The organism is Pseudomonas fluvialis, from assembly GCF_014207935.1.
GTDB classification, from domain to species: domain Bacteria; phylum Pseudomonadota; class Gammaproteobacteria; order Pseudomonadales; family Pseudomonadaceae; genus Aquipseudomonas; species Aquipseudomonas fluvialis_A.
In genome coordinates this window covers 490,681-502,543 of sequence record NZ_JACHLL010000001.1, presented here as the reverse complement: position 1 = coordinate 502,543, position 11,863 = coordinate 490,681, and the positions used below count along the sequence as shown (strand labels likewise).

10 protein-coding genes are annotated in these 11,863 nt (G+C 62.3%); 3 read left to right on the top strand and 7 right to left on the bottom strand.

Translation table 11 applies throughout. The features are described 5' to 3' along the window. Positions 1-41: 41 nt before the first annotated feature. The gene (locus HNP49_RS02255) at positions 42-2,219 is read right to left on the bottom strand and encodes a malate synthase G (protein WP_184680242.1); all 2,178 of its coding nucleotides are present in this window, start codon (positions 2,217-2,219) and stop codon (positions 42-44) included. 194 nt (positions 2,220-2,413) lie between these two features. Here HNP49_RS02255 and HNP49_RS02250 point away from each other — a divergent pair, with 194 nt between their 5' ends. Continuing rightward, positions 2,414-2,863 carry a GNAT family N-acetyltransferase gene (locus HNP49_RS02250; protein WP_184680241.1) on the top strand — a complete coding sequence of 150 codons (450 nt, stop codon included), beginning with the start codon at positions 2,414-2,416 and terminating at the stop codon, positions 2,861-2,863. A gap of 14 nt (positions 2,864-2,877) precedes the next feature. Further along, positions 2,878-3,396, top strand: a complete 519-nt coding sequence (locus HNP49_RS02245) for an ACT domain-containing protein (protein ID WP_184680240.1) — start codon at positions 2,878-2,880, stop codon at positions 3,394-3,396. Between the two features lie 207 nt (positions 3,397-3,603). Here HNP49_RS02245 and rarD read toward each other — a convergent pair whose 3' ends face one another. The 6 genes from rarD to glnA all read right to left on the bottom strand — a co-directional run bounded on the left by rarD (position 3,604) and on the right by glnA (position 10,066). Beyond that, the gene (rarD, locus tag HNP49_RS02240; RefSeq protein ID WP_184680239.1) at positions 3,604-4,488 is read right to left on the bottom strand and encodes an EamA family transporter RarD; all 885 of its coding nucleotides are present in this window, start codon (positions 4,486-4,488) and stop codon (positions 3,604-3,606) included. 85 nt (positions 4,489-4,573) lie between these two features. Next, positions 4,574-6,007 carry a nitrogen regulation protein NR(I) gene (gene ntrC, locus HNP49_RS02235; protein WP_184680237.1) on the bottom strand — a complete coding sequence of 478 codons (1,434 nt, stop codon included), beginning with the start codon at positions 6,005-6,007 and terminating at the stop codon, positions 4,574-4,576. A 5-nt stretch (positions 6,008-6,012) separates the two neighbouring features. Beyond that, complete coding sequence (gene glnL / locus HNP49_RS02230) at positions 6,013-7,086, bottom strand: nitrogen regulation protein NR(II) (protein WP_184680236.1); 1,074 nt, start codon at positions 7,084-7,086, stop codon at positions 6,013-6,015. Between the two features lie 184 nt (positions 7,087-7,270). Continuing rightward, positions 7,271-7,897: a DUF4124 domain-containing protein gene (locus tag HNP49_RS02225; protein ID WP_184680235.1), complete on the bottom strand. Its 627-nt coding sequence runs from the start codon at positions 7,895-7,897 to the stop codon at positions 7,271-7,273. Continuing rightward, the gene (locus HNP49_RS02220; protein WP_184680234.1) at positions 7,894-8,457 is read right to left on the bottom strand and encodes a DUF4124 domain-containing protein; all 564 of its coding nucleotides are present in this window, start codon (positions 8,455-8,457) and stop codon (positions 7,894-7,896) included. The genes HNP49_RS02225 and HNP49_RS02220 overlap by 4 nt, the downstream gene beginning before the upstream one ends. Before the next feature lie 202 nt (positions 8,458-8,659). Continuing rightward, positions 8,660-10,066, bottom strand: coding sequence for a glutamate--ammonia ligase (gene glnA / locus HNP49_RS02215; RefSeq protein ID WP_184680233.1), 1,407 nt, complete (start codon positions 10,064-10,066; stop codon positions 8,660-8,662). 330 nt (positions 10,067-10,396) lie between these two features. Between glnA and thiI the strand changes: the two genes are divergently transcribed. Further along, positions 10,397-11,851: a tRNA uracil 4-sulfurtransferase ThiI gene (gene thiI / locus HNP49_RS02210; protein ID WP_184680232.1), complete on the top strand. Its 1,455-nt coding sequence runs from the start codon at positions 10,397-10,399 to the stop codon at positions 11,849-11,851. The last annotated feature ends 12 nt before the right edge of the window (positions 11,852-11,863 follow it).

The window sequence follows — 11,863 nt, the reverse complement described above, 5'->3', positions numbered from 1 at the left end:
AAAAAAACCGCCCCGGAGGGCGGCTTTTTCACAGCGGCGAATTACTGGGCGTTTTTGGCCTTGAATTCGCGGCGGCGGCGGTGCAGGACCGGCTCGGTGTAGCCGTTCGGCTGCTTGGTGCCTTCGACCACCAGCTCCAGGGCAGCCTGGAAGGCGATGTTGTCGTCGAAGTTCGGCGCCAGCGGACGGTACAGCGGGTCGTTGGCGTTCTGACGGTCAACCACCGGCGCCATGCGCTTGAGGCTCTCGACGATCTGCGCTTCGGTGACGATGCCATGACGCAGCCAGTTGGCCAGCAGCTGGCTGGAGATGCGCAGGGTAGCGCGGTCTTCCATCAGGCCGACGTCGTTGATGTCCGGCACCTTGGAGCAGCCGACGCCCTGGTCGATCCAGCGCACCACGTAACCGAGGATGCCCTGCGAGTTGTTGTCCAGTTCGTTCTGGATTTCCTCTGGGGTCCAGTTGGTGTCCTTGGCCAGCGGAATGGTCAGGATGTCGTCTACCGAGGCGCGCTCGCGCTTGGCCAGCTCGGCCTGACGGGCGAACACGTCGACCTTGTGGTAGTGCAGGGCGTGCAGGGTGGCTGCGGTCGGCGACGGTACCCAGGCGGTGTTGGCACCGGCCATCGGGTGCATGATCTTTTGTTCAACCATGCCGGCCATCAGGTCGGGCATGGCCCACATACCTTTACCGATTTGGGCGCGACCCTGCAGGCCGGTGGCCAGGCCGATGTCGACGTTCCAGTTCTCGTAGGCGCTGATCCACTTCTCGGCCTTCATGGCGGCCTTGCGGATCATCGCGCCGGCTTCCATGGAGGTGTGGATTTCGTCACCGGTACGGTCGAGGAAGCCGGTGTTGATGAACACCACGCGCTCGCTGGCAGCCTTGATGCAGGCTTTCAGGTTGACGGTGGTGCGGCGCTCTTCGTCCATGATGCCGACCTTGAGGGTGTTGCGGGTCATGCCCAGTACATCCTCGATACGGCCGAACAACTCGGTGGTGAAGGCGACTTCTTCCGGGCCATGCATCTTCGGCTTCACGATGTACACGGAGCCGGTGCGGGTGTTCTTGCGGCTGGTGTTGCCCTTCAGGTTGTGCATGGCGATCAGGCTGGTCACCAGGCCGTCCATGATGCCTTCCGGCACTTCGAAGCCGTCTTTGTCGACGATGGCGTCGATGGTCATCAGGTGACCGACGTTACGCACGAACAGCAGGCTGCGACCATGCAGGGTCAGGGTGGAGCCGTCGACTTTGGTGTAGGTGCGGTCCGGGTTCATGGTGCGGGTGAAGGTGCTGCCGCCCTTGGCCACTTCTTCGGCCAGGTCGCCCTTCATCAGGCCGAGCCAGTTCTTGTAGACCACAACCTTGTCTTCGGCATCGACGGCGGCAACGGAGTCTTCGCAGTCCATGATGGTGGTCAGGGCGGCTTCCATCAGCACGTCCTTCACGCCGGCGGCGTCGGTCTGGCCGACCGGGGTGCTGGCGTCGATCTGGATTTCGAAGTGCAGGCCGTTGTGCTTGAGCAGCACGGCGGTCGGCGCAGCGGCATCGCCTTGGAAACCGATCAGCTGAGCGTCGTCGCGCAGGCCGGTGTTGCTGCCGCCTTTCAGGCTGACGACCAGCTTGCCGTCAACGATCTTGTAGGCAGTGGAGTCAACGTGAGAGCCAGCAGCCAGCGGCGCGGCTTCGTCGAGGAAGGCGCGGGCGAAGGCGATGACCTTGTCGCCGCGGACCTTGTTGTAACCCTTGCCTTTCTCGGCGCCATTTTCTTCGCTGATCACGTCGGTGCCGTAGAGGGCATCGTACAGCGAGCCCCAGCGGGCGTTGGAGGCGTTCAGGGCGAAACGGGCGTTCATCACCGGGACGACCAGCTGCGGGCCGGCCATGCGGGCGATTTCTTCGTCGACGTTCTGGGTGGTGGCCTGGAAGTCAGCCGGCTCAGGCAGCAGGTAACCGATTTCCTGCAGGAAGGCCTTGTAGGCCATGGCGTCGTGGGCCTGGCCTTTGCGGGCCTGGTGCCAGGCATCAATCTGGGCCTGGATCTCGTCGCGCTTGGCCAGCAGAGCGCGGTTCTTCGGCGCCAGGTCATGGATGACCGCATCGGCACCGGCCCAGAACTGTTCGGCGCTGATGCCGGTTCCGGGAATGGCTTCGTTGTTGACGAAGTCCAACAGGACTTTGGCGACCTGCAGGCCACCGACTTGTACGCGCTCAGTCATTGCTTGCCTCAACTCTGTTACGGAACGGCTCTGGGCTTGGGACGGTTCGCAATACCCGGCGCCAGGGCCTTGTAGTGCGAGGCGGGGAATACTACAGGATGCTGCGGGAAAAATCAGGGGGCGGGCGTCTGCAAATGACTGCAAGGCGATTCCCGGTCATGCCTATACTCGCTGCATAGCCACAGGAGGCCGTTATGCCGGTACACCTTGCCAGCCTGAATGATCTGGATGAATTGACCCCGCTGTTTGCCGCCTATCTGGCGTTCTACGAAGTGCCGCGTAGTTTGTCGGAGGTTCGGGCCTTTCTGGCTCAGCGTCTCGACCAGAGCGACTCGGTGCTGCTGCTGGCGCGGGATGCTGCCGGCGAGGCGCAGGGTTTTATCCAGCTCTATCCCATCTTCAATTCACTGGAGCTGCAGCCGTCCTACCTGCTCAATGATCTTTTCGTCAGCTCGCAGGCTCGCCGCCAGGGCGTCGCCGAGGCGCTGATGAATGCGGCCCGGGCGCACGCGGAGTCGACCGGCGCCTGCGGCCTGCAACTGGAAACGGCGAAAACCAACCTGGCTGGGCAGGCACTGTACGAAAAGCTTGGCTACGTGCGTGACCAGGTGTTTTATACCTACTGGCTCAGTCTCAAGCCCTGAACAAGGAGTTGTCCGTGGATCATCTCGTCCTAACCGTCATTGCCCCGGACCAGCCGGGATTGGTGGAACGCATTGCCCAGGTTGTCGCCGGGCACGGTGGAAACTGGCTGGAGAGCCGTATGTCGCGCATGGCCGGGCAGTTTGCCGGCATCCTGCGGGTGGCGGTGCCGGCCGAGGCCCATGATGAACTGGTGGAAAGCCTGCAGGAGCTCAAGGCATTCGACATCCGGGTGCTGGTGGCGCACAGCGGCATCGAGCCATCGTGTAACTGGAAGCCGATTCACCTTGACCTGGTCGGGAACGATCGCCCCGGCATCATGCGCGACATCAGCCGCCAGCTGGCCGATCTCGGCGTCAACGTCGAGCGCCTGACCACCGAAGTGCTGCCAGCTCCCATGAGCAGCGAGCCGCTGTTCCATGCCGAGGCCTTGCTGGCGCTGCCGCTGACCCTGTCGCTGGATACCCTGCAGTGCAAGCTGGAAAGCCTGGCCGATGACCTGATGGTCGAGCTGGTGCTGCGTCCCGAGGACTGATCCCCAGTTGCCGGGGGCAAGGCTGTGGATAAGCTGGGGAGCCCTCTTCCCAGGCCAGGCCTGTCGCCGGCTTCCCGGTTCCGGTCAAAAAACGTGCAAATTCAATCGGTTGTGCACAGTCGCTGGGGATGGTGCTGTGGATAAGCGCTGGACAAGAGCGTCCCGCCCACTCACCGCGCGGCCTGGCGGCTGTTGCGCAGAATCTGATCAGCCGTAGCGTCGGCTATGCCGCCAGGCATCCCAGCTGTACAGCGCCAACGCCAGCCAGATGCAGGCAAAGGCGAGCAGCTTGCTCGCGGGCAGTGGCTCGTCGTAGAGCAGCACCGCCTGCAGCAGCACCAGGGTTGGCGCTATGTACTGCAGGAAACCGAGGGTGGCATAGGGCAGCTGCCGGGCGGCGGCGTTGAAGCACAGTAGCGGCACCAGGGTAATAGGGCCGGTAAGCAGCAGCCAGGCGGCTGCGGATGTACTCCAGAAGTCCGTCTGGGGGGGCAGGGCGCTGTCATGCCAGAGCAGCCAGCCGAGTGCCAGCGGCAGTAGCAACCAGGTTTCCACCACCAGTCCGGGTAGCGCCGCGACCGGCGCCTGCTTGCGGATGATCCCGTAGAAGCCGAAAGACAGTGCCAGCACCAGGGAAATCCACGGCAGGTAGCCGAGCTGCCAGACCTGCTGTGCCACGCCCAGCGCTGCCAGCCCGACGGCCAGCCACTGCAGTCGGCGCAGGCGCTCGCCGAGCAGCAACAGAGCCAGCACTACATTGATCAGCGGATTGATGTAGTAGCCGAGGCTGGCATCGAGCATGCGCTCATGATTGACCGCCCAGACATAGACCAGCCAGTTGATGGCGATGAGTGCGCCAGAGGCCGCCAGGATGCCGAAACGCCAGGGATTGTCGGTCAGTTCGCGCCACCAGCCGCGATGGCGCCACAACGCCAGCAGGACAGCACCACAGAGTGCTGACCAGAGCACGCGGTGGACGATGATCTCCAGCGCCGGAATGGCGGCCAGGGTCTTGAAGTAGAGCGGGAAGAGGCCCCAGATGAAGTAGGCGCACAGGCCAAGGAGCAGTCCCTGGCGGGAAGAGGAAGGCATGACAGACCACGATGGACAGATCAGGGTGCCATTCTAGGCGCCCCGGGAGTCTTTGTCTGTCCGTCTGGTCAGATTTCAGCGGGTGTCAGTCGTCACCCTCATCGTCATCGCCGCCATCGACCTTCATGCCCAGCTCCTTGATCTTGCGCGTCAGGGTATTGCGGCCCCAGCCGAGCAGCACGGCGGCGTCGCGTCGGCGGCCGGCGGTGTGCTTGAGAGCGGTCTCGATCATGATCTTCTCGAAGGCCGGCACGGCGCTGTCGAGCAGACTGGACTGACCACGGGCCAGGGCCTGGTCGGCCCACAGGCGCAGGGCCTGCTCCCAGTTGGTCACCGGCGCGCTTTCCTGCGGCTGGCTGAGCAGCTCCGGCGGCAGGTCGTCGATATGTACCTCGCGGCCGGAGGCCATGACGGTGATCCAGCGGCAGGTGTTTTCCATCTGCCGCACGTTGCCCGGCCAGGGCAGGTTCTTCAGGTAGTCCTCGGTTTCCGGCTTGAGCAGCTTGGGCTCGACAGCCAGTTCCTGGGCCGCACGGCCGAGGAAGTGGCGGGCCAGCGCCGGGATGTCCTCGCGGCGGTCGGCCAGGCGCGGGATATGGATGCGGATCACGTTGAGGCGGTGGAACAGGTCCTCACGGAACTTGCCGGCCTGCACCAGGTTTTCCAGGTTCTGGTGGGTAGCGGCAATGATGCGCACGTCGACCTTGACCGGCGTATGTCCGCCGACCCGGTAGAACTCGCCATCGGCCAGCACGCGCAGCAGGCGGGTCTGGGTGTCGGCGGGCATGTCGCCGATCTCATCAAGGAACAGGGTGCCGCCGTCGGCCTGTTCGAAGCGGCCACGGCGCTGGTTGGCCGCACCGGTGAAGGCCCCCTTTTCATGGCCGAACAGCTCAGACTCCATGAGATCTTTCGGGATGGCCGCCATATTCAGTGCGATGAACGGCGCCGAGGCGCGCGGGCTGTGGCGGTGCAGCGCGTGGGCGACCAGTTCCTTACCGGTGCCGGACTCGCCATTGATCAGCACGGTGATGTTGGAGTGCGAGAGGCGACCGATGGCGCGGAACACCTCCTGCATCGCCGGGGCCTCGCCGATGATTTCCGGCGTGCGCGCCAGTTCGGCGGGCACGGCCTGGGCCAACTGCTCTTGGGCGTGCTGGGCGGCGCGTTTGACCAGCGAAACGGCCTCGTCGACGTCGAACGGCTTGGGCAGGTATTCGAAGGCGCCGCCCTGGTAAGAGGCCACCGCGCTTTCCAGGTCAGAATGCGCGGTCATGATGATCACCGGCAGGCGCGGAAACTGCTCGCGCAGCTGGGCCAGCAGATCCAGGCCACTGGCGCCGGGCATGCGGATGTCGGAGATGATCACGTCCGGCTGCTGGCGGGCCAGGCGGCTCAATACGCTGTCGGCGCTGTCGAAACTCTGGGTGCTCATGCCCTCCTGCTGCAGGGCTTTTTCCAGTACCCAGCGGATGGAACGGTCATCGTCGACAATCCAGACGGTTTCGCTACGGCTCATCGCAATCAAGCTCCTTGTTCCAGCGGCAGGAAGAGGGCGAACACGGTATGGCCGGGATGGCTCTCGCATTCGATCAGGCCCTGGTGCTGGCTAATGATGTTCTGGGTAATGGCCAGGCCCAGGCCGGTGCCGTCGGCACGCCCGCTGACCATGGGGTAGAAGATGGTGTCCTGCAGTTCCGGCGGAATGCCTGGGCCGTTGTCGATGATCTCCACCTTGCACACCAGGCGGTGGCGGGTGTGGCCTATGGTGAACTGGCGCAGGGTGCGCGTGCGCAGGGTGATGCGCCCCAGGTGCAGGTCGTTCTGGCTGGCCAGGGCCTGCATGGCGTTGCGCACGATGTTGAGTACCGCCTGGATCATCTGCTCACGGTCGATCAGTACGTCCGGGATGCTCGGATCGTAGTCGCGCACCAAAGTGATGCGTCCCTGGCTTTCCAGGTCGACCAGGCTGCACACGCGCTCCAGCACTTCGTGGATATTGGTCATGGCCAGCGACGGCAGCTTGTTGGAACCGAGCATGCGATCGACCAGGTTACGCAGGCGGTCGGCTTCCTCGATGATCACGTCGGTGTAATCCCTCAGGGAGGGCTCATGCAGCTCGCGTGACAGCAGCTGGGCGGCGCCACGGATGCCCCCCAGGGGATTCTTGATCTCGTGAGCCAGCCCGCGCACCAGCAATTTGGTGGTCTCCTGCTTGGACAGCTGCGCTTCTTCCTTGGTGATGCGCAGCAACCGGTCGCGCGGATGAATTTCCAGCAGCAGCAGGGTTTCCCGCCGCGCGGGAATCGGCGTGACGGCGTAGTCCACGGTCAGGCTGTGGCCGTTCAGCGACGTGAGGGTGGCCTCGCGCTTGGTAAACGGATGCGCCTGGCTGACCGCCTGGCGCAGTGCGGCCAGGGCTTCGACCGACTCGGTAAACAGTTCGCTGATGAACTGGCCGTGATTGCGCTGGCCGCTGACCGCCAGGAGCATTTCCGCGGCCGGATTCATGTACTGCAGGCGTAGCTCGGCATCGAGCAGAAGCACGGCAGTGGTCAGGTTATCCAGCAGCAGGCGGTGCAAGGCGTCGTTCATCATGGTCTGGGCATCCCGGCGATGGGCAGGAAAATGCAAGAAGCAAACCAAGGCCCCGAAAAGACGCAAAAACCTCAGCGGGCCTGGCCGTTAGCGGGCAACCGGCACGCCGGGCGGCGTGCCTATGAGCGAGAAGTGTGCACAGTGTAGGGCTTGGTGCGGTATGTCGCACTAACTTGGTGCATTGTTAGATAAAGGGCACCAGCGGGATGTCTTTGGGCTCTTTCGGTTTGTCGGCCAGCGGGCATTCCGGGCGTACGCCCCAGTCCTTCTTCTTGCAGGGGTTGGCCTGGCGCTTCATGTCCAGGCTGGTGCGCTTCATGTGGAAGGGTTGGCTCGGCGTGCGCTCCACGGTAATACCCCGAGCATCGATGATTTCCACCGCCAGCTGGTGAGTGCCTCGGTCGATGTTTTCCAGTGGGAATACGGCGCTGCGGCTAGGCTCACCAACCGGTTGGCCATTGAGCAGCAGCCGATAATGGTCGCTGGGACGCAGCACTGGTTCGCTGTTGACGGTCACCAGTAGGTTGCCCGCATTGTCGCTGATGGTGCTGTCCGGCTCGGGCAGGAGGATGCGCAACAGCTGATAGGCTGGTGGCGCCGGCGGTTGGCCGGGCTGGATGGCTGGCACCTGCTTGTCCATGTGTGGCGCGGTGAAGGCGTTGCTTGGCGCCAGCTGGATGCGCTCGGCATTGCCCCGCGGTGGGCTGTCGGTGAAGACGCGATTGCCCTCGGCGTCGATGTAGGTATAGACCTCGGCGCTGGCATTCAGGCTGAACAGCAGTACTAGCAGCAGTGGGATGGTACTTCTCATGTGGCGGGCTTGGGTTTTGGCGTGGGCTGTGGTTTGGGTTTAAGGGCGGGGCTCTGGGTGTTGACGCGCTGCACAGTGAAGGTCACCGGGCTGCTCTGCTGAATGGATTGCTCGCCGCTGAGTACTTCGACGGCGAGGCTGTGTTCGCCACGGTCGGCGTTGACGACTTGTAGACGGCTGCTGCTGCTGGCCTGGCCGTGGGGCTGTCCATCGAGTAGCAGGCGCAGGCGGTGGCTTGGCGACAGTTTGGGTTTGATCTGCACGCCCACGCTGAAACTGCCATTGTTGGCGCGCAGGGCTTCGTCGCTGGGCAGGTCGGTCAGGGTGAGCGTTGAGTAGTGCAGGCCGCTGGCTTGCTCCGTCGGAGCTGGGGATTCGGTTGTCTTGGGTGTACTCATCTCGACGCTGTTGGTCGGTGGCAGTTGCACCTGTTCGGCGTCCTGCCCTTGCGGCGGCTGGTTGGTGTAGACCGTGTTGCCGTTGGCGTCCTTGTACTGATAGATCTGCGCGCTGACGGGCAGGGTGAGGCTGAGCAGCAGGCTGGTGACAAGCAGGCGCATGGTGATCTCCGCAATCATTCCTGTGGCAAGCCTTGCACTGACGCCGGCGATGCGCAAGTGCGCCGCGATATGGGCGTGTGCTGGCGCAAGGAAAACGGTTGATATGATCTCAAGGCTGCCGGTGTGGCTTGCGCGAGGCAAAAAAAGAGGCCTCCCGAAGGAGGCCTCTTTTGTTCACGCTGCTTGCGCAGGTGCTGCTGGCTTAGACGCTGTAGTACAGGTCGTATTCCAGCGGGTGTACGAAGGTGCGTACTTTGATTTCTTCTTCGGACTTCAGCTCGATGTAGGCATCGATGAAGTCGTCGGAGAACACGCCGCCCTTGGTCAGGAAGGCACGGCCCTTGTCCAGCTCTTCCAGTGCTTCCTTCAGGCTGCCGCAAACCTGCGGGATGTTGGCAGCTTCTTCCGGCGGCAGGTCGTACAGGTTCTTGTCGGCAGCATCGCCGGGGTGAATCTTGTTCTGGATGCCGTCGAGGCCGGCCATCAGCAGGGCGGCAAAGCACAGGTACGGGTTGGCTGCCGGGTCCGGGAAGCGCGCTTCGATGCGGCGAGCTTTCGGACTGGAAACGTACGGAATACGGATCGAGGCGGAGCGGTTGCGAGCCGAGTAGGCCAGCATGACCGGAGCTTCGAAGCCCGGGACCAGACGCTTGTAGGAGTTGGTCGACGGGTTGGTGAAGCCGTTCAGGGCCTTGCCGTGCTTGATGATGCCGCCGATGAAGTACAGGGCGGTTTCGGACAGGCCGGCATAGCCTTCGCCAGCGAAGGTGTTCTTGCCATCTTTGGAGATGGACATGTGGACGTGCATGCCCGAGCCGTTGTCGCCGTACAGCGGCTTCGGCATGAAGGTGGCAGTCTTGCCGTAGGCGTCGGCCACGTTGTGTACGCAGTACTTCAGGGTCTGAACTTCGTCAGCCTTGGCGACCAGGGTGTTGAACTTCACACCGATTTCGTTCTGGCCGGCAGTGGCCACTTCGTGGTGGTGTACTTCAACGACCAGACCCATGTCTTCCATGGCGTTGCACATGGCGGTACGGATTTCGTGGTCGTGGTCGCACGGCGGAACCGGGAAGTAGCCACCCTTGACGGCCGGGCGATGACCCTTGTTGCCACCTTCGATGTCGGCGTCGGTGTTCCAGGAACCCTGCTCGGAGAAGATCTTGAACATGGAGCCGGAGATGTCGGACTTGAACTTCACTTCGTCGAAGATGAAGAACTCAGGCTCCGGACCGACGAATACGGTGTCACCGATGCCGGTGGTCTTGAGGAATTCTTCAGCGCGCTTGGCGATGGAGCGCGGGTCACGATCGTAGCCCTGCATGGTGCTCGGCTCGATGATGTCGCAAACCAGAATCAGGGTCGCTTCTTCGGTGAACGGATCCAGAACGGCGGTGTCGTCAACCGGCATGAGGATCATGTCGGAAGCTTCAATGCCTTTCCAGCCGTGGATGGAAGAGCCGTCGAACATTTTGCCGTGCTCGAAGAAGTCTTCGTCCAGAGCGTCACGGGCCGGCATGGTCACGTGATGTTGCTTGCCCTTGGTATCGGTGAAGCGCAGATCTACCCACTTCACGTCGTGTTCTTTAATCAGTTGAATCGACTTCGACATGCTGTCCTCCAGTTGGAAAGAGGCGGGCGTAGAGCTGCCTCAGAATCGGTTAGAAGCCGGGCGGCATATTCCGCCACGGCGACCTGCCTCACAAGGGAGCAATTAGCATGCCAGTGCACTCGGATAGCTCGGCTGCCTGAAAATCAGGCTTGGCGCGGGTTGTGCGGCCTTTTTTGCGCCGCCTGCGCACCTCATTGGTGCGCAATTAAAGCATTGAGCACCATTATGGTGCCCTGTATTGGTTGGATGCAGTTTTTGGTCAAAGCTTGAGCAATTTCCGCTATACTCCGCGCCCCTCTTTTTGGCCGCCCCGCCCGCGCGGTGTTTTTCATGAAGCTCATTGTCAAAGTATTCCCGGAAATCACCATCAAAAGCCGGCCGGTGCGCAAGCAGTTCATCCGCCAGCTGGCGAAGAACATCCGCACGGTGCTCAAGGATCTCGATCCGGCGCTGGACGTGCAGGGTGAGTGGGACAATCTGGAAGTACAGACGAGCCACAGCGACAGCAAGCTGCTGCGGGAAATGATCGAGCGCATGCGCTGCATTCCGGGTATCGCCCACTTCCTCGAAGTGCACGAGTACCCGCTCGGCGATTTCGACGATGTGCTCGACAAGTGCCGCCAGCATTTCGGCAGCCAGTTGCCCGGCAAGATCTTTGCCGTACGGTGCAAGCGTGGTGGCAAGCACGGCTTTACCTCGATGGATGTTGAGCGGTATGTGGGCAGCCAGCTGCGGAGCGAGTTTGGTGCCGCCGGTATCGACCTGAAGAGTCCCGAGGTAGAAGTACGCTTCGAAATTCGCCACGAGCGCCTGTACATCATTCACCGTCAGCACGAAGGCATTGGCGGTTACCCGCTGGGCTCGCTGGACCAGACGCTGGTGCTGATGTCCGGTGGTTTCGATTCTACCGTGGCGGCCTACCAGATCATGCGTCGCGGCATGCTCAGCCACTTCTGCTTCTTCAACCTCGGCGGTCGTGCCCATGAGTTGGGCGTGATGGAAGTGGCGCATTTCCTCTGGCAGAAATATGGCAGCTCGCACCGCGTGCTGTTTATCAGTGTGCCGTTTGAAGAGGTCGTGGGCGAAATCCTCGGCAAGGTCGACAACAGCCATATGGGTGTTGTGCTCAAGCGCATGATGTTGCGTGCGGCGACCCGGATTGCCGAGGGCCTGCATATCGATGCACTGGTCACTGGTGAAGCCGTTTCCCAGGTGTCGAGTCAGACCCTGACCAACCTCAAGGTGATCGACTCGGCTACCGACATGCTGGTGCTGCGGCCGCTGGTTGCCAGTCACAAGCAGGACATCATCGACTGCGCCACGCAGATTGGCACTGCCGAGTTTGCCAAGCACATGCCGGAGTATTGCGGGGTGATCTCGGTGAACCCGACCACGCGCGCCAAGCTGCCGCGTGTCGAGTACGAGGAAAGCCAGTTCGACATGGCCATTCTCGAACGGGCCATCGACAGTGCCAAGCGCCTGACTGTTGACCGGGTGATCGATGAGTTGGGCCAGGATCTGCAGGTGGAGATCGTGGCCGAAGCCCTGCCGGGGCAGATCATTCTCGATATCCGCCACCCTGATGATGCCGAGGATGAACCTCTGAGCGTGGCGGGCGTCGACGTCCAGACGCTGCCGTTCTATGCCCTGAATAATCGCTTCAAGGAACTGGATGAGACTCGCCAGTACCTGCTGTATTGCGACAAAGGCGTGATGAGTCGCCTGCATGCCCATCATCTGCTATCCGAGGGGCATGCCAATGTGCGTGTTTATCGTCCGGCATAGGTTGCCGGGGCT